This window comes from Aristophania sp. ESL1100 (assembly GCF_058511235.1).
The window spans coordinates 1,372,653-1,392,477 of sequence record NZ_CP196394.1 but is presented as its reverse complement, the minus strand read 5'-3'; the positions used below and the strand labels follow the sequence as shown (position 1 = coordinate 1,392,477).

The 19,825-nt window shown below is 48.5% G+C and carries 13 protein-coding genes; 9 read left to right on the top strand and 4 right to left on the bottom strand.

All coding sequences use genetic code 11. From position 1 onward, the window contains the following. Positions 1–103: 103 nt before the first annotated feature. Positions 104–1,288, top strand: coding sequence for a Na+/H+ antiporter NhaA (gene nhaA / locus ACSYSY_RS06460; protein ID WP_491706756.1), 1,185 nt, complete (start codon positions 104–106; stop codon positions 1,286–1,288). A 7-nt stretch (positions 1,289–1,295) separates the two neighbouring features. Here the strand turns inward: nhaA and ACSYSY_RS06455 are convergent, their stop codons facing one another. Both ACSYSY_RS06455 and ACSYSY_RS06450 read right to left on the bottom strand, forming a co-directional pair. Next, positions 1,296–1,913, bottom strand: coding sequence for a LysE family translocator (locus tag ACSYSY_RS06455; protein WP_491706755.1), 618 nt, complete (start codon positions 1,911–1,913; stop codon positions 1,296–1,298). A gap of 151 nt (positions 1,914–2,064) precedes the next feature. Continuing rightward, positions 2,065–2,967 (bottom strand): diacylglycerol/lipid kinase family protein, encoded by a 903-nt coding sequence (locus ACSYSY_RS06450; protein ID WP_491706754.1) that lies wholly within the window; start codon positions 2,965–2,967, stop codon positions 2,065–2,067. Between the two features lie 140 nt (positions 2,968–3,107). Here ACSYSY_RS06450 and ACSYSY_RS06445 point away from each other — a divergent pair, with 140 nt between their 5' ends. From ACSYSY_RS06445 to ureG, 7 genes are read left to right on the top strand one after another with little or no spacing between them, the layout of a single operon-like run. Continuing rightward, positions 3,108–3,980, top strand: a complete 873-nt coding sequence (locus ACSYSY_RS06445; RefSeq protein WP_491708241.1) for an urease accessory protein UreD — start codon at positions 3,108–3,110, stop codon at positions 3,978–3,980. Positions 3,981–4,001: 21 nt separating this feature from the next. Then, complete coding sequence (locus ACSYSY_RS06440; RefSeq protein ID WP_491706753.1) at positions 4,002–4,304, top strand: urease subunit gamma; 303 nt, start codon at positions 4,002–4,004, stop codon at positions 4,302–4,304. Further along, positions 4,288–4,653: an urease subunit beta gene (locus ACSYSY_RS06435; RefSeq protein ID WP_491706752.1), complete on the top strand. Its 366-nt coding sequence runs from the start codon at positions 4,288–4,290 to the stop codon at positions 4,651–4,653. The genes ACSYSY_RS06440 and ACSYSY_RS06435 overlap by 17 nt, the downstream gene beginning before the upstream one ends. Then, entirely contained in the window at positions 4,650–6,359 is a 1,710-nt protein-coding gene (gene ureC / locus ACSYSY_RS06430; protein WP_491706751.1) for an urease subunit alpha, read from the top strand. Before ACSYSY_RS06435 ends, ureC begins: the two co-directional genes overlap by 4 nt. Next, positions 6,359–6,853 (top strand): urease accessory protein UreE, encoded by a 495-nt coding sequence (locus ACSYSY_RS06425; protein WP_491706750.1) that lies wholly within the window; start codon positions 6,359–6,361, stop codon positions 6,851–6,853. The genes ureC and ACSYSY_RS06425 overlap by 1 nt, the downstream gene beginning before the upstream one ends. Positions 6,854–6,859: 6 nt before the next feature. Continuing rightward, positions 6,860–7,522 (top strand): urease accessory protein UreF, encoded by a 663-nt coding sequence (locus ACSYSY_RS06420; protein ID WP_491706749.1) that lies wholly within the window; start codon positions 6,860–6,862, stop codon positions 7,520–7,522. Continuing rightward, a complete protein-coding gene (gene ureG, locus ACSYSY_RS06415) occupies positions 7,519–8,139 on the top strand; it encodes an urease accessory protein UreG (RefSeq protein ID WP_491706748.1) in 621 nt (206 codons plus the stop codon). Before ACSYSY_RS06420 ends, ureG begins: the two co-directional genes overlap by 4 nt. Here ureG and ACSYSY_RS06410 read toward each other — a convergent pair. Next, positions 8,114–9,070 (bottom strand): HoxN/HupN/NixA family nickel/cobalt transporter, encoded by a 957-nt coding sequence (locus ACSYSY_RS06410; RefSeq protein ID WP_491706747.1) that lies wholly within the window; start codon positions 9,068–9,070, stop codon positions 8,114–8,116. The genes ureG and ACSYSY_RS06410 overlap by 26 nt on opposite strands. 7 nt (positions 9,071–9,077) lie before the next feature. Further along, positions 9,078–10,700 (bottom strand): purine-cytosine permease family protein, encoded by a 1,623-nt coding sequence (locus tag ACSYSY_RS06405; RefSeq protein ID WP_491706746.1) that lies wholly within the window; start codon positions 10,698–10,700, stop codon positions 9,078–9,080. A 425-nt stretch (positions 10,701–11,125) separates the two neighbouring features. Here ACSYSY_RS06405 and ACSYSY_RS06400 point away from each other — a divergent pair, with 425 nt between their 5' ends. Beyond that, positions 11,126–19,795: an autotransporter-associated beta strand repeat-containing protein gene (locus tag ACSYSY_RS06400; RefSeq protein WP_491706745.1), complete on the top strand. Its 8,670-nt coding sequence runs from the start codon at positions 11,126–11,128 to the stop codon at positions 19,793–19,795. The last annotated feature ends 30 nt before the right edge of the window (positions 19,796–19,825 follow it).

Sequence of the window (19,825 nt, the reverse complement as noted above, 5' to 3'; positions counted from 1 at the left end):
ATGTTATTCCACGAGAGATCACGCCCTTTCCTTTTGAAAAAGATTGATATCGGGACAGGTTTTTGAGAGGTTGGGGTCTCATTTCTTTCGGGTTCCTGTGGATATGAAAAGAGATAATAATTCCCTTCTACAAGTTCCAGTCTGGCAATCACTTTTTTTAAGTCCCGTCTGGAGTGGTGCTTTTCTGTTCCTGGCCTCTCTGGCGGGATTTATTTGTGCAAATTCGCCTCTTTCTTTTCTGTATCATCAGGCGCTGCAGAAAGAGATCATGTTCCCAGGCGTCGAGATTCATGAAACATGTGAAGAGCTGATCTCTATCGGTCCGATGTCTCTTTTCTTTATGCTTGTGACGATCGAAATCAAAAAGGAATTCCTATCAGGGCATTTATCATCACGGCGCGTTGCATTCCTGCCTGTTATTTCAGCTTTAGGGGGTGTGATTTTACCGGCTTTACTTTATGTCGCGGTAAGCCATAGTGATCCTCAGGCTCTGAAGGGGTGGGCTATCCCTGTTGCGACAGATGCTGCGTTCACGCTTCCCCTGACACTTGCTCTGGCCAGATATGTTTCGGATGGTGCCCGTATCTGGCTGATGGCTTTGGCTGTTTTTGATGATATTATTGGTATCGTTATTATTGCCTTATGTTATAGCGGGCCAATCAATAATGTGGCTCTTGGTGTGGCCTTTTTCACCACTTTTTGTGCCATAGGTCTGAACCGGGCCTGTATTCAGTCATTATGGGCTTATATGGGGGCAGGCTGTGTGTTGTGGGGAAGCTTGTTTGTCTCGGGCATCCATCCAACGATTTCAGGTGTCATAACAGCTTTATGCCTTCCTGGTTATAGCCGGTTAGGAGAAGAGGCTCCTTTACAAAAAATGGAAAGAAAACTCTATCCATGGGTTACGTGGCTGATTATGCCTCTTTTCGGGTTTGTCAGTGTTGGCATTCCATTGGATGTCATGAACGTTCATATGATTTTTGCGCCGGTGACATTAGCGGTTCTAGCCGGTTTGCTGCTCGGGAAGCCACTGGGAGTTTTCGGAGCGACATGGCTGGCTGTTAAATTGAAAATTGCGGATCTGCCGACTGACAGCTCTCTGACTATGGTTTTTGGTCTTTCTATTTTATGCGGCATTGGCTTCACAATCAGTCTGTTTATAGCCAATCTCGCTTTCTATAGTCCTGAACTGATCATGCAGGCCCGTTTTGCTATTCTGTCCGGTTCCATCCTGGCGGCCATTATAGGCTGTTTCTGGCTGAAAGTTGCACATTCCTCCACCTATTAAGTGCGTATTAAGACCAGAGCGAGCTCATTCTTGTCATGATCGTAAACAGGGAAATAGCTGTAAAAAGCAAAGGCGGAACGTAATCAAACCAGCGGAGGTTTTTCAGGAGGTGGGAAACTGAATTGGCGAAAAAAGCAACAGACAGATTTACAGCCAGACCGCCAGCATTAAAGATCAGACCGTAAAGGAGAAAGCGTTCTGCCCCACTATTTGCCGGAACGAATTGTGGAATGAGGCTGATGAAAAACAGGACGATTTTGGGATTGGTGAGATTAATGAGCAATCCTTTGAGAAATGTTTTGTGTCCCTGTATCCCGGCAATGTTTTTGGGTGATTTTGGGCTGTTACGTGGCCAGCTTTTATAGGCCAGATAAAGCAGATAAACCGCTCCGATAAGCTGAAACAAAACATAAAGGGTCGGATATTCTTTAAAGAAAGCGGCAATCCCCAGGGCTGTGAGGATTACATAAATAAAAACGCCTGTTTCGACCCCCAGAGCAGCCAATAGTCCATTTCTCAGCCCATATGCCTGGGACTGTTGAAGGGTGAACATCATGGCAGGTCCGGGAGAAATATTGATAATAAAAACAGTGCCCAGAAATGCCAGAAACAAACTATTTATCATGAGCCATTTCCATAAAAGGAGAATGAACGGAATTTTACTATAATAGTGCAGTGCAAAAAGAAAAGAATATAACAATAAAATTTATATTAAAGAGAAATTTACCTTCAGTTACCTCATGTAAATCCTGTCACTCTGGCGTTTTTAAATGATTTTATGGAGTCATGATTCTCAAAGGACGGTCAGAAATGGAGATATCAGCTTCCGATGCCTCGTAACCGTCACCATCAATCTGCATGTCTATGGTGTGATGGGGCAGAATCTTTACATTCCGGGCTGTTATGATTGAAATATATTTGTTCTCTTTCCGAAATAAAATAAGAAAGAGGACGGCTTTTAAGAATGAGCCTAACGTCTTGCAGCGAAACAGGATCACTTCAAAACTCTGGCTTTCCTGTGGGGAAGAAGGAATGATCTGGAATTTCCCCCCATAATAGCGCCCTTTTGTAAGAATGGCGGCTGTGGCAGTTTTCGCAATGCCATCCAGAGTGAGCGAGAAGGGGGTAAATTTGTAGCATAGGGCGCATTGCAGGGCTGAAATGACATAAGCCGTGCGGCCGATATATTTTTTGAGATGAGTGGAGACGTGGTGCACGATCCATCCATCTGGCCCCATACCTAACATCTGTATGAAAATCGTTTGTCCTTCAGGGGCTTTTACGATACCAGGCCAGATGGTTTTTATCGCTGATTGACTGAAAACACGATCAATCATCAGAGCATTGTCTTTGTCATTAAAAGGAATGGATAATTCCCGTGCCAGCACATTGGCTGAGCCAATGGGGAAAATCGCCATGGGGACAGAAGATCCAAGAAGTGCCTGCGCTACTTCAGAAAGTGTGCCATCACCTCCTCCAACAATGATCAGATCAACTTTCCCACGTTTCAACGCTTCCTGCGCGATCAGCCGTCCATTTCCGCGATAAGAGGTAGGTGCAATCTCAACCTCCCAGCCACAACCGCGCAAGGTGCTGACAAACAACCTCAATCTCTGCGGTTTATAATGCCCTGCCACCGGGTTGAAAATCAGAAGGGCATGGTTGGGGGAAGGTGACATAATCAGTGATATTATCTCCATGATTTATGAGATAAAGCAGGGGAAACACTGCTTTTTTGTTAAAATACCATACCCTTTTATAGTGTCATATAAGAATGGATAAGTTTTATAAAATGGCTATATACCAAACGTGCTGACCTATCATTGGCCTGGGGAGACAAACAATCAGCGCACCAAAATCGTCATCGTTACAAAGAGCGTTTGGGCATTTTGCTCTTGATGTAAAACATGAAAAAAGAAGTACTGCTCTGGCGCATCTGGAGCAGGGTGGCTGCAGCCGTCTGCTGTTTCCCCGTCTTTATCAGGGTAAGGGAACGTCTCAGCTTGAAGCCGTAACGGTCAATATTTCCGGGGGAATGGCAGGGGGAGACGTTCTTCAGGGACGGATAAAGGTCGGTGAGGGTGCCGAGCTTTTACTGACCAGTCAGGCTCATGAGCGTATTTACAGAGCCAGAATGGAGGATGAAGCGGCTTGTATGACGTTTCAGTGCAGTCTGGAACGTCATGCTCTTTTTGAATGGTTGCCGCATGGCACTATTTTCTTTGATGGAGCCCGTCTTCAGCGCACCATGGATGTGGATATGGCTGAAGATGCGTGCTTTCTTTATTATGAGAGCCGTATTTTCGGGCGTTATGGATCTGATGAAATCCTCAAAAAGCTCGAGCTGAAGGACCATTTGCAAATCAAGCGTGGTGGTGAGCTGATCTTGCGGGATTCCGTTCTTCTTGATGAGCAGAGCTGTGAATCGTTCTTTAAACGTTCGGTGATCATGGGTGGCAGAATTGTGACCGCCACACTTATTCTTGTTGCGCCTTGCGCAGAAAAATTATTGCCGGAAATAAGAAATGTGGAAAGCGAAGAGACCAACTGCTTATTGGCCTCTTCAGCGTGGAATGGTATGCTCGTTCTGCGTATTCTGGCGGAAAGAAGCTGGGACCTGGAGCAGCTTATGAGAAGGCTTCTGCCTCTTGTAAGACAGAGCCGGCCAATGCCTTCTTCCTGGCGTCATTAAGGAAGAACAGGGTTTTACATTATGAAGCTGACCCCACGGGAAAAAGATAAATTGCTGGTTGCCATGGCAGCCATTATTGCCCGCAAAAGGTTGGAGCGTGGGGTCTTGCTGAACTACCCTGAAGCTGTCGCCCTGATTACTGAACATGTGATTGAAGGGGCACGGGATGGCAGAAGCGTCTCTGAACTCATGAGTAGTGGTGGGCAGGTCTTAACGCGTGCGCAGGTCATGCCGGGCGTTGCAGAAATGATTCATGATGTGCAGGTTGAAGCAACGTTCCCCGATGGGACCAAATTGGTGACAGTCCATGCCCCGATCCGCTGATATCCTGCCCGAAGGGGCGATCCCCGGTGAAATTCTGCCCTGTGAGGGTGAGATTGAACTGAATAAAAACCAGCCTGTGATCCGGTTGATGGTGGTCAATAAAGGAGACCGCCCCATACAAATCGGGAGTCACTATCATTTTGCTGAAGTGAATAAAGCGCTGATTTTTGACCGCCGGAAAGCGATGGGTTACCGCCTTGATATTCCATCAGGAGGAGCGGTTCGCTTTGAACCCGGGCAGGAATGGGAAGTGAAGCTGATACCTTTCGGGGGAGAACGACGCATCATCGGGTTTCGCGGTGAGGTGATGGGACCGGTTGTAGGGGATGCAGGAGAGACGAATTTATGAGCCGCCTGTCTCGTCATGATTATGCGCATTTATATGGCCCGACCGTTGGAGATCGGGTCAGGTTGGCAGATACAGCCTTATTGGTGGAAGTCGAAAAGGACTTTACCCGCTATGGGGAGGAAGTCTGTTTCGGCGGCGGCAAGACGATCCGCGATGGTATGGGGCAATCACCCTATAGCCGGGCGGAAGGTGCCGTCGATACTGTCATAACGAATGCCCTGATTATTGATCATTGGGGCATTGTGAAAGCGGATATCGGCTTGAAAGCTGGACGTATCATCGCGATCGGCAAAGCAGGAAATCCCGATATTCAGGACGGTGTGACAATCATTATCGGCCCCGGAACAGAAGTGATCGCTGCGGAAGGGAAGATCATTACAGCGGGGGGAATTGATAGCCATATTCATTTCATCTGCCCACAACAGGTGGAAGAAGCTTTATCATCCGGGATTACAACGCTTCTCGGTGGAGGCACAGGTCCAGCGACCGGTACGGCCGCGACGACCTGCACACCGGGACCCTGGCATATGGCCCGTATGTTGCAGGCGGCTGAAGGGTTGCCCGTCAATCTTGCCTTTGCCGGAAAGGGCAATGCGTCCCGCCCGCAGGCTCTTGAGGAAATGGTGCGGGCAGGGGCAACCTGTCTCAAACTTCATGAAGACTGGGGGAGCACGCCTGCGGCCATTGATTGCTGCTTGAGCGTGGCTGATGAGATGGATGTGCAGGTCATGATCCATACAGATACGCTTAATGAAAGTGGCTTTGTTGAAGATACAATCGCCGCTTTTAAAGGCCGGACCATTCACGCCTTCCATACAGAAGGGGCCGGGGGAGGTCATGCACCTGATATTATCAAGGTTGCCGGTTTGCCTCATGTTCTTCCTTCCTCAACCAATCCCACCCGCCCTTTTACGGTCAATACGCTGGATGAACATCTGGATATGTTGATGGTGTGTCATCATCTTAACCCACATGTGCCGGAAGATATTGCGTTTGCTGAGAGCCGCATCCGCAGGGAAACCATCGCTGCGGAAGATATTTTTCACGATATGGGTGTGCTTTCCATGATGTCTTCAGACAGTCAGGCCATGGGGCGTGTGGGAGAAGTGCCGCTTCGCACATGGCAGACCGCACATAAAATGAAAGTGCAGAGAGGCCCGCTTTCAGGCGATCATGACAGGGCAGATAATAACCGGGTGAAACGTTATATTGCCAAATATACCATTAACCCGGCGATTGCCCATGGTCTCTCACATGAAATAGGCTCTGTCGAGGTAGGGAAACTGGCTGATCTTGTGTTGTGGGATCCGATGTTTTTTGGTGTCAAGCCAGAGCTGGTTATCAAAGGCGGGGCCATTTCCTATGCCATGATGGGTGACCCCAACGGCTCTATTCCCACCCCTCAACCGGTCCATGGTCGTATGATGTTCGGAGCCTATGGCGGGGCATTGGCTGAAACATGCCTGACATTTGTCTCTCAGGCGGCTCTGGAGGATGATATCGGGCGGAAATTGGGCTTGAAACGGCGTCTGTCAGCGGTCAGAAATACGCGTGGTGGCATTGGTAAAAAAGATATGATTCATAATAACGCCATGCCTCAGATCGAAGTGGATCCTGAGACCTATGAGGTCCGGGCAGATGGGGTCCTATTGAGTTGCGAGCCGGCAGAAATTCTTCCCATGGCACAAAGGTATTTTCTTTTCTGATGAAACAGATTGTCCGGATTCTGCCCGCAGGGCAGTATGAAAATGATAAAGTCAGTGATGTGTTTCTGGCAGATTATGAGGGGCGTCATCGTCGCCGTATGGTGCTGACACTCCAGAGTGGTGAACAGATCCTGTTAAATCTGAAACAGGCCCGTCTTTTACAGGGAGGCGAGGCTCTGGAGCTTGATGATGGCCGTCTGGTCCGCGTTGAGGCCAAGCCGGAAGCTTTAATCAAAGTGACGGCGCATAATCCCCATCATCTTCTGAAACTGGCATGGCATTTGGGCAACCGGCATTTACCCGCCATGATTGAGCAGGATTATATTCTGATCCGGCAGGACCGGGTGATTGAAGACATGGTGAAGGGGCGGGGGGGACATATTCAGGAGCTGGAAGCGCCTTTTGACCCTGAAAATGGCGCTTATGGCGGCCGTTCGGAAGAGGCTGGGCATCATGGGCATCACCATCATCACGGGCATGAAGAACACGATTAAGACGTCATGATGGAAAGTGCTTTTTTATCACTCCTGTCATGGGTTTCTCCAGCCTTTCCAACAGGGAGTTATGCCTATAGTCACGGGCTTGAATGGGCTGTTGAGAAAGGGGACGTGCATAATGTCTCCTCCCTATGTGACTGGCTTGAGGGCCTTTTGCTTTCTGGCTCTCTGGGGAATGATCTCATTTTTCTGCATTATGGCTGGAAGCAGGCAGGTGATGAGTATGCCTTGAGAGAGCTTGCCTCTCTGGGAAAGGTCTGTGCCTCTTCGCAGGAGCGATATCAGGAAACGATCTGGCAGGGAGATGCCTTCATGCGGGCAGCCTGTGTCTGGCAGCCAGAGCTTGAGAGGTTGAGATCCATAACGTCATGGCCCCTCCCAATTGCGCAGGGTGTGGTTTTTCAGCGTGGTGGCGTGACGTGCCGCAAGGCGATGCTGGCAGGGGCCTATAGTGCGGTGGCTGCCCTTGTTTCGGCAACCGTCAGATTGGTGCCCCTCGGGCAGACCGATGGGCTGAGGGCTCTGAAATTATTGGACTCTGTCCTGGAGCAAGCCGTTCTTCAGGCGGAACAAAGAACCATTGATGATCTTGGTGGCGCGTGTTTTTACGCTGATATAGCTGCCATGAAACATGAAACCCAGAGAACAAGGCTTTTCAGAACATGACAAAAACAGCATCCCTTAATGGCCCTCTGCGCGTTGGTATTGGTGGGCCTGTCGGGACGGGAAAAACCGCTCTGATGGACGCCCTTTGCCGCTATTTCCGAGATATATGCAGCTTAGCCGCTATTACAAATGATATTTATACAAAGGAAGATGCGGAATTCCTGACTCGGGCAGGCTCTTTGCCGCCTGAGCGTATTCTGGGGATCGAAACCGGGGGATGCCCTCACACCGCTATTCGCGAGGATGCCAGCATTAATCTGGCAGGGGTCGAAACCTTGATCAAGCGTTTTGATAATCTTGATCTTATTTTGATTGAGAGTGGGGGCGATAATCTTTCAGCAACGTTCAGCCCTGAACTGGCTGACCTCACAATTTATGTCATAGATGTTTCCGCGGGAGATAAAATTCCCCGCAAAGGGGGCCCCGGTATTACGCGGAGTGATCTGCTCGTTATCAATAAAACAGATCTGGCTCCTTATGTTGGAGCTGACCTGGGCGTGATGGAGCGTGACAGCCGTAAGATGAGGGGAGACAAGCCTTTTGTTTTCACCAATATCCGTGCGGGAGACAGGGTGGAAGAGGTGGCCCGTTTTATCCGCGCGCAGGGCGGTCTTTGATAGAGTGACTTCTGGTATAGACGCTGTATCCTGCCCATAGGAGCAAAAACAGGGTCACAATAACAACACCCAGTTCCTCAGCATGGTCTTCACACCAGTGCAAGAGAGGTGTGAAGGGCGTGCTTTCCAGATTGAAGAGAGATACCAGCTCCATACCTCCAATAAAGAGGGCAACCAGGCTTGAGAGAATGGTAATGCTCAGCCGGTAGCTGGCCCGCCCCCGTGAAGGAGTGCTGCTTTTTTCGGTCCAGGCACGGACCATGACCAGATTATCCAGGCTGTCAATCAAGGCCATAGCCCCGGTAAAAAGCAAGGGTAAAATCAGGCAGGGAAGAAACGTCTTTTCCATCGTCTGCTGGGCAGAGGTCAGGCTAAGGAGACTGATCTCGCTGGCCGTATCAAATCCCAGTCCGAATAGCATACCCAGTAACAGCACCTGCCAGCCTTTCCAGCGATGTGCGTTTTTAAACCATAATGGAGTGGTTTTTGTAAAAACACTCTGTCTTTTAAGAGCACGCCCCTGTTGCCATGCGGAATAGGCCGTTAAAACGCCCATAATGATAAGAAAACTCCCGGAAACTGTCCCGCCAATGACCCCTCCCCTTAAATGAAGCCATTGAAACAACCATGAGGCAGGGAGTGCCACAAGCAAAGATGTCGCCAGAATCACAATAGTTGAGTGACCAAGTGAGAAGAAAAGACCAATCAGATAAGGCTTTTTACCCTCTTCCATTAATTGGCGGGTAATGGTGTCGATAGCGGCAATATGATCGGCATCCAGGGCATGGCGTGCACCAAAAATCCATGCAAGCAGGGCTGTGCTGAGCATGAGGAGATGATGAGCTGAAAGAAGTGCGGCAAGCCCCCAGAGGCAGAGATTACCCCCCAGTAGGCTCAGGAGAAGAAAAAAAGGTGTTATCGCACGAGGCATGCTGTGGTTATTCGGTTGTTTCATGTTTGAGGCAGACGCAAAGAGAACAGACAGTTTTCTCAAGTCGGAGTGAATAAAGCATGTCAGGGCGCTCAAAACCAGCCCCGCAACTTTCACATTCATAGACGGACGTACTGGCAAGCCCGGAAGGGAGAAAGCGTGGTTCATCAATCCCGTCATGCTGGCGCCGAAGATAGGTACGTCCCTTTGTGAGCCAGGCCAGAAGAGGGGTCGTGATAAAGGCGATTATAACCGCCACCATGGCAGAATATGGCTGGAGGGCAGGACCGAAAAGATTCTTATAGGTCATGATAGAGAGCGTTGTGGCCAGGAGAAAAGCGATTACCCCGACCGGATTGATGGCAGGGAGCATTTCCCGCCGGTATTCAGGCTCTTTGGGAGAAAGGCCAAAGAGGTATTTATTGAGTGTGATGTCTGCACAGACGGTCATGATCCATGCAAGGGCACAATCTGCATAGAGGCTTAGAATGGACTGAAGAAAGGAAAACATATTCCCTTCCATTAGGGCCAGAGCAATGAGCAGATTAATGACAAGAAACACCAGTCTTCCGGGGAAGTGCCCTGTCAGGCGCGTATAGGCGCTTGTCCATGCCAGAGAGCCGGAATAAGCGTTGGTGACGTTAATCTTGATCTGACTGATAACGACCAGAACAACAGCCAGAAACATGGCAAGTTGCGGTGAACAGAAGGTGCCCAAAGTGGCCAGAAATTGCTCTACAGGTTCCTGTGCCAGAGCGGGGCCGACACTATGGAGGATGAAAAGGCACAAAAAGGCGCCAATAATCTGTTTAAGAGCCCCTAATATGACCCAACCTGGACCGGCGGCGATCATGCTGCACCACCAGGAAAGACGGTTTTGCGCTGTTTTATTAGGCATGAAGCGGAGATAGTCGATCTGTTCTCCAATCTGGGCCATCATGGCCAGAGCGACACCTGCTGAAAGGGTAATGGCGGGGAAGGAAAGAGTTTGCTGGCCGGAAAGTCCTTTAAAGGAAAGAAATTGCGGGACCAGTGAGGGTTGTGAGGTCACCAGATAGAGAACAGGCCCTAACATGAGCAGCAGCCAGATCGGGGTTGTCCAGACCTGCATTTTGGTGAGGGCTTTCATGCCATAAAGGACGAATGGAAAGACAATCAGGGTTGAGACAAGATACCCTGCCCATAGGGGCAATCCGGTGCCCAGTTGCAGGCCCTGTGCCATGATGGAGCCTTCAAGGGCGAAGAGAATACAGGTGAAACTCGCAAAAACAAGAGACGTCAGAATAGAGCCGGCATAGCCAAAACCCGCACCGCGAGAGATGAGATCGAGATCAATATTATAACGTGAGGCATACCAGGCGAGGGGGAAACTGCCAGCAAAGATAAGAATAGCGGCCAGTAGAATCCCTAAAATAGCGTTTAGAGCGCCATAGGAAAGGGCAATGGAGGCGCCGATTGAAAAATCAGCCAGATAGGCAATCCCACCCAGCGCTGTGATGGCAATGACTGCCGGTGACCACTGGCGGTAATGTGCGGGTGCATAGCGCAGGGGATAGTCATCTTCTGAACGATTTTTCCTGTTGGATGGGCGTTCTGACGGTGGATTATGAAAAATGTGCTCTGTCATCATATCCCTTTCACATTCCTGAAAGCTGTGAACAGGACTATATAACGATATCGAAATAATTACCTATTAATTTATTCTGATATGAGAATATTTTTTGGAAAACTCAGAAGAAATGTCATGACTTTACCCTGCCGGAAATGGAGAAAAACATCCCTGTTGCGCAAAAGACACATGATGCAAAAACTTGTCAAAATTTTGACAACAAAACGGCAAAAAAATAGTACCAATCTGTATAGTTAATGAATAAAAATTTATATATTTCATATGCTTAGATATTTTAAGAAAAATCCTGAGTTTTAAAAAGTAAAAATTGAAGGAATCATTAATCTATAAATCGGTTGTAATTAATATTTAATTCACCAATTATGAAAATAATGCCTGTTAGGTGATTAGAGATATTTTTCTTCAATTGATTCGTGAGGCATGTGATGTCCATCTTTAACTCCAATAATGATATCAAAACGGTGCCCTCAGCTGTTGCCGCTTTAGGTTCTGTCCTGCAGAAACGGGGGAGTTTAAAACTCTCACTTCTGTCTGCCTCGTGCCTGCTTTTAGCTATGCCTTATCATCAGGCCATGGCGGATTGTACGACAGGGGCGTCAGTTGTCTGTACGGGCAATACAGGCACAACAAGTGGTACTGGCACGAATGATGCATTAATTGGAAAAGGGCCGAATGAGACGACCATTACGAGCGTCACAGTTGAAGAAGGTGCAACGGTTGCTGACCCGGCCGTCGTTATCAGCACGGGATCCGGTTCAGATAGTACGGCTGTTGGGGTAGATGACCCTGTCGGGACCAATTCGGGGCGTAATCTTATCACGATTAATGGTGCAGCCCATGGCGGCGGCCAGGAGGTTAATGGTCCTTACGGCGCTAGTGGAAATGTCGTTGAGTTTGGCAATAACACAGATCTTGTCGTAGGGCAGAATGGCGAAATTATTTCTGAGGATAATGGTGGTTCCCCCAATAATGTGGAGGCCGTAAACCCGACAGGTGATAACAACCGTCTTATCAATCATGGTGTGATTGCAACCGATAATAAATCGACCGCAATCTGGTTTGAGGGGACACACGGCCAGGGCGTTAATATCATTGATAATTATGGTGAAATCAGGTCTGGTACAAATGGGGATCAGAACGTTATCGGGAGTTCTGTCGGGAGCATCGATCTCATAAACCGGGAGGGCGGACAGATACTCGGTAATGTGGAACTGGTTGATGGGAAACAGAATAATATCACCTTATATAATGGGTCATATCTTGATGGTGATCTTTATGGAGGCGGCCAGAAAGCAGTCTTGAACCTGACAGGTGACCAGGGAAAAGACGTCCTGCCGGATGGCTCAAACAGTGCTGTGACAGGTGATGTTTACGGATTTGGCACTGTTAATAAGACCGGTGCAGGCACTTGGGTCATGGGCTCCGCTGAAACCGATATGGCCGATTTCAATTATGATCCTCATACCAAGACCAAAGCAGATTTCCAGATAAATGTGGATGATGGCACGCTGGTTATTGCCGGTAATGCCGGGTTTAAAAATGAAACCAACAAGGCTGTAGCGGTTATCAACCAGGGGGGAACCTTACAGCTGGGAAATGGGGCTGCAGAAGGCTGGATCAATGAGATCCAGCAAAATGATGGCACATTAGCCCTGGACTGGTCGCAGGACAGAACGTTCGATAAAGTTGTTACCGGGTCTGGTGGCCTCCATAAAATGGGTGATAATACCGTTACCCTTACCGGAGATCAGGGTTATACCGGCGTCACTGAAATTGATGCAGGCGGTACGTTACAGCTGGGTGACGGCACGACGGATGGGACGATTAATAATGGATCCGGCATTACCGATAACGGGACGCTGGCCGTAAATAATAATAACGAGACGACCATCCATCAGGTTATATCGGGGACAGGGGGCTTAACGCAGCAGGGCGCTGGAAAGACGATCCTCACGAATGTAGAGACGTATACAGGCCAGACCACGATTTCGGGTGGGGGACTGCAATTAGGTGATGGTGTCTCTTCCAATAATAATGGTCGATTGAATGGCAGTTCGGGCATTGTGCTCGATCATGCTGATTTCACGATTAACGATACCAGCCAGGTACAAATTGCCCAACAGATCACTGGGGAAGGCAATCTTAATGTCATCGGAAAGGGTGGCGCGCGGCTGATCGCCCATAATAATTTCACAGGTGATACCAATATTGACCACAGTTTCCTTTATTTAGGGGACGGGCAGAATGCTTCCAATGATGGCTCTCTGACCTCAGATATTGCCATTAATGGTGGGGAAAATGCTCTTTTAGCGGTTAATAATGTCAATGACACAACCTTTCAGCAAAATATCTCAGGTGATGGATATCTGACGACAAATGGTCCTGGCAAAACGATTATTGCGCATGACAATAGTGGGTATACCGGAAATGTTATTATCGTCGGCAATTCATCAATGCAGCTTGGTGATGGGGCTGGTCATGATGGTTTCCTTAATAATGCCAATAGCTTTGGCATTGGTGGAACCGGCTTAACGGTCAATAATAGCGGAGATACGACCCTCCATGGAATCTGGGGGAGCAGCGACCTCGTTCAGGCAGGTTCCGGCACGACCTCTATTACAGGGGATGGTTTTACAGATGCCGGTGGAAGTGCCACCTATAGTGGCGCGATTACGATTGATAAGGGAACCCTGCAATTAGGCGATGGCACGACCGATGGAACCTTGAGAGCAGATAGTAATACTGGCCAGCAAAGCACGATTACAGTCGCGGAAGGTGCTAATTTTGCTGTTAATAACACCGGTGACACAACGGTCAGTCAATCCATCTCAGGGGCGGGTAATTTTGTCCAAAAAGGGTCAGGTACGACTGTTCTGTTGGGCGATAAGGATTATACAGGCACAACGACCATCAGCGATGGTGTGTTACAGCTTGGTGATGGCACAACAAATGGGACGCTTTCAGCGACATCCGGGATCGTTGATAATGCAAAACTCGTTGTCGATAATCACCCCGGGTCATTTCATAACCAGGCCGAAACAATTTTACATGATATTACAGGGACTGGCAGTTTTGAAACCCAGTCCCAGACGTTGCTGACAGGAAATAATAATACCTATTCCGGGGAAACAATTATTGCAGAAGGCGGTGAGCTTGATCTGGGTAATGTTACCTATAGAGCCGGGGGAGCCAACGGATTTATTACCGGGACGTCCAATATCGTTAATAATGGCAAATTACGCGTTGATAATAACGCAAAAAATGAAACGGTCCTGCATGATATTTCAGGAACCGGTGAGCTGCAATTAATTGGCGGCAGCCACGCAACGCTCCGGGGGGAAAATAGCTATAGCGGCGAGACGTCCATCGCGCGTGGAACAAGATTGCAATTAGGTGACGAGACGGCAGATGGGACCCTCTCACAGGATTCCAAGATTGTAAATGACGGAATGCTGACGGTTAAAAATCAGGGAGATACGGCGCTTCATGATATTACAGATGACAAAGGCGGGGTTGGTACCTTTGAGCAGGCTGGCAGCGGTAAAACTGTCTTAACAGGTGATAATACGTATCATGGTGAGACGATTATCAGTAACGGCACGTTGCAAATCGGTGATGGTACAACAGACGGCCTCCTGTCAAATACGTCAGATATTCTCGATAACAGCCACTTTATCGTTAATAATCAAGGCGATACAGCCTTACATGACATTAATGGGACAGGCACTTTTGAACAGGCTGGGACTGGCACAACCACACTGACCGGTGACAATGGCTATCAAGGCACGACGACCATCAGCGATGGTGTTTTACAGCTAGGTGATGGGACAACAGACGGCACAATCAGCAATAGTTCCGCTATTATTGATAATGCAAAACTGGTTGTGAATAACCAGAACGACACAACATTACACGGTATCAGTGGTAGCGGGGCTTTTGAGCAGGCAGGAACAGGCACAACGACCCTGACTGGAGAGAATAGTTACACTGGTACGACGAGCATTGATAAGGACCGTACACTTCAATTAGGTGATGGTAAGACAGATGGGACGATCAATAACAGTTCCGATGTTGTTGATAATGGCACATTAGCCGTTCATAACCAGAACGAGACAAAACTACAGAATATCAGTGGTACAGGTAGTCTCGAACAGGATGGAACTGGTAAGACTATCCTGACAGGTGAAAACACCTATGCCGGTACAACGACGATCAATCAGGGCACGTTACAGCTTGGTGATGGGACAACAGATGGAACATTGTCGGGTGTCGGGTCCGGCGTGGCGGGGTCTGCTGGTGCTGGTATTCTCAATAACGGGACTTTAGCCGTCGATAATAATGGTGAAACGGCCCTGAATAATATTCATGGTAATGGAGCCTTTGAACAGGATGGCAAGGGAACAACAATCCTGTATGGGGATAATAGCTATTCCGGCACGACCACGATTAAAGATGGCGTTCTGCAAATAGGTGACGGGACAAACGGGGGCCATATTACTGGCACGTCTTCCATTTTGAATGATGGGAAACTGGTTTTCGACAGCAAGGATGGTAATACGGTTCATGATCTCACAGGGACAGGTGCTCTTGAGGTTGCGACAGGTTCGGTAACGATGCAGGGCGATAACGCCTATACAGGTGAGACCGTTATCGACCAGGGGGCAACCCTTGATTTAGGGGGATCTGCTGAGGCTGTTGGAGATGGATTTATTTCCGGCACGTCGAATATCGTCAATAATGGATCCATTAGCGTCTATAATACAGCAGATACAAAGCTGCATGATATTTCAGGAACGGGTAGTCTGGAAACACAAGGGGATGCAAAGGTTATTCTTACTGGCGATAACTCTTATAGTGGTTCTACAGATATTAATTATGGAGGGACGATCCAGTTAGGTGATGGCACCACTGACGGGACCCTTGATCAGACCTCGCAGATCAAGGATTACGGCACATTGGTGGTTGCTAACAAGGGAGCAACGACCCTTCACAATGTTACGAATGGCCCCAGCCCTTATGCGATGCCTGGGAGCCTGCAACAGATTGGTAGTGGTACGACCACACTTATAGGCGATAATGACTATAAAGGTGAGACCATCATCAGCGATGGCACTTTGCAGCTGGGCGACGGTACTACGGATGGTACAATCAGCAAAACATCGGCGATTACGGATGATAGTCATCTGGTTGTTAATAATCAGGGCGATACAGCCTTACATGACATTAATGGTAAAGGCACATTTGAACAGGCTGGGACTGGTACAACAACCCTGACCGGTGATAATGGCTATAAAGGTACGACGACCATCAGCCAGGGTGTTTTACAGCTGGGTGATGGGACAACAAACGGCACAATCAGCAATAGTTCCGCTATTATTGATAACGCGAAACTGGTTGTGAATAACCAAAATGACACATCATTACACGATATCAGTGGTACAGGCGCCTTTGAGCAGGCAGGCACAGGCACAACGACCCTGACTGGAGATAACAGTTACACTGGAACGACAAGTATTGATGAGAACAGTACGCTCCAATTAGGTGATGGTAAGACTGATGGAACAATCAATAGCAGTTCCAGCATCACGGATAATGGCACTTTAACGGTTAATAATCAGGGTGCGACGACTTTACATGAAGTCTCAGGCACAGGTGTGCTGGATCAGAATGGAAGTGGCACAACCACACTGGTAGGCAATAATAGCTATACGGGTGGAACGAACATCAATAATGGTACCTTGCAATTAGGTGATGGTACGACCGATGGGACGATCGCCAGCGGATCCCAGCTTGTTGATAACAGCAAAATGGTCGTCAATAATAATGCCGATACGACCCTGGATTTCAGACATGGCTTTATTAATGGTGCTGGCGATTTTGAGCAGAAAGGCCCTGGTAAAACAACTTTAATCGGGACGATTGGTTACGCGGGAACAACAACGATTGATGAAGGTAGAGTTCTTCAGTTCGGTAATGGAAGCACAACGGATATTACCTGGCTGGGAAGTACATCTAAAATCGTTGATAATGGCACATTAATTGTCAACACCAATAATGCTGCCATTGTAAAGCCAGCAGCTCCTGTCTTTCACGATATTGAAGGGACAGGTGGTTTAACGCTTGATGGTGGAGACACGGTATCCTTAAAAGGGGATAATAGTTACACAGGTGTCACGCAGATCAATCACGGCACGTTGCTGCTGGGCCTGAATGATAATGATAATGATGGCTTTATCAGCGGCACGTCAGCGATCAATATTGGCAGTGATGGGGCTCTGGCCGTAGCCAACCATGGCGATACGACATTGCAGCATATCAGTGGTGCTGGCGCTCTTAATCAAAAAGGCACTGGTACAACGACACTGCTCGGAGAGAATGCTGATTATCAGGGCACTGTAACGATCGATCAGGGCGTTTTACAGCTGGGTGACGATACAACAGATGGGACGATTAATAACAGTGCCGCCATTATTGATAACAGCCATTTAACGGTTAATAATCAGGGCGAGACAGCCTTGAAGAACATTAGTGGCTCGGGTGATTTTGAGCAGAAAGGGGCTGGCACAACCACACTGACAGGTGACAATAGCTATCAAGGTGTGACGACGATCAGTGATGGTGCGTTACAACTTGGTGACGGAACGACTGATGGTACATTGTCAGGGACGTCCGGTATTGTTGATAACAGCCACTTAACGGTTAATAATCAGGGTGATACAGCGTTAAAGAACATTAGTGGCTCAGGTGATTTTGAGCAGAAAGGGACCGGCACAACCACACTAACAGGCGATAATAGCTATCAAGGTGTGACGACGATCAGTCATGGTGCGTTACAACTTGGTGATGGAACGACTGATGGTACATTGTCAGGGACGTCCGGTATTGTTGATAACAGCCATTTAGCGGTTAATAATCAGGGTGATACAGCGTTAAAGACCATTAGTGGCTCGGGTGATTTTGAACAGAAAGGGACTGGCACCACCACACTAACAGGCGATAATAGCTATCAAGGTGTGACGACGATCAGTCATGGTGCGTTACAGCTTGGTGACGGAACGACTGATGGAACATTGTCGGGGACGTCCGGTATTGTTGATAACAGCCATTTAACGGTTAATAATCAGGGTGATACGGCCTTGAAGAACATCAGTGGCTCGGGTGATTTTGAGCAGAAAGGGACCGGCACCACCACACTGACAGGCGATAATAGCTATCAAGGTGTGACGACGATCAGTCATGGTGCGTTACAACTTGGTGACGGAACGACTGATGGTACATTATCGGGGACGTCCGGTATTGTTGATAACAGCCATTTAGCGGTCAATAATCAGGGCGAGACAGCCTTGAATGGCATCAGTGGCTCGGGTGATTTTGAGCAGAAAGGGACCGGCATAACGACGCTCACAGGTGAGAATAGTCTTTCAGGGGCCACAACTGTTAGCCGAGGAACGCTGGATGTAGAGGGTTCATTAGAACAGTCAAACGTAACAGCGAAATCTGGTGCGATCCTGGCAGGGGCGGGATCTGTTGGTGATCTGACTGCTGAGGCTGGCGCCACAGTGAAACCTGGTTCTCAAGCAGGAACGCAAATCGGGAACATGACGGTCAAAGGCGATTATCATCAGGAATCTGGTTCGACTTATGTGGTGAAAGTTGTTCCTAATGATGCTGATGGGAGTTCTCTGACAAAAGCTGAACAAAATCAGTCTGATCATGTTGATGTCTATGGGACAGCAACGCTTGATTCCGGCTCGATCCTGCATGTGCAGAAAGCTGGTCCTGGTATTTACTCTATTGGGACAAAATATAACGTCCTGACGGCAACAGGCGGTGTCAATGGGACCTATCAGCCAGCAGGTCAGCTGACAGCTTTCTATACATTGCAGGCGACCTATGATCCGAACAATGTCTATCTTGAAATTATTCAGGATAGAGATTTTTATACCGCGGCAAAAACCCGGAACCAGATAGCAGCCTCCTCAGCATTACAATCTCTCGCTGCAGATAATCCTGTTAGGAATGCGGTCGGCTCTCTTGATAATGATTCCGAGGCGCGTCAGGCATTTGATGCTCTGTCCGGTGAAATTCATGCCTCGGTTCGTACAGCCCTGATTGAAGAGAGCTACTATACGAGGGATGCTGCCATTGACCGGTTGCGGGCAATTGATTGTGGACCAGCTGCCGGGACGACCATGAAAGTTCACCATATCGGTGAGAAGAACAATAAAAAAGATAATGGCGACGAAGCCTGTGAGGGTTCAGGTCCGGCAGCGTGGATGCAGGCCTATGGATCATGGGGCAGCAATAGTGGTAACGGCAATGCCTCCCGGCTGCATCATTCATCAGGTGGCTTCATCATGGGTGTTGATACACCAATTGGTGAGTCAAACTGGCATGCTGGTGCCATGATCGGGTATGGTTTTACCGGCTTTGACGTGTCAGGCCGTAGATCAAACGGTCATAGTAACAATGTGACAATTGGTGCTTATGGCGGAACCCATTGGGGGCATTTAGGCTTGCGTCTGGGCGCTTCCTATACGTGGAATATCATGCATATGGGCCGCACAGCCGATTTTGCTAATTATTCCCATCGTCTGAACAGTGATTATAATGGTGGCACAGCCCAGGCCTTTGCGGATATTGGCTACCGGATTGACCTGTTTAAAAGGACCACTCTGGAGCCATTCGCCAATGTGGCCTACGTGAATCAGGAGACGGACAGCTTTACAGAACACGGAGACTATAACGCAGCCTTGCATGGCAGGAACCAGGACACAGGTGTGACCTATTCAACCTTTGGGGTGCGTATGGCTTCACAGTTTAATATCAATAAAGCGATCCTGATCCCGAACCTGACCATTGGCTACAGACATGCGTTTGGTGAATTAACGCCCACGGCCAAACAGCGTTTCCTTTCCGGGGGGGATGCCTTTACAATCGCCGGCGTGCCTCTGGCAAAAGATACCGCTCTGGTTGATGTTGGATTGAAAGCCAAAATCACACCCAATATGACGGCTGGTGTTTCCTATGTCGGTCAATATGGCAGCAGTTATAAAGATAGCGGGCTGCGTGGGGACTTCTCCTGGAAGTTCTAAGCTCGGACGTAGCTAACGTAAAACACCCCG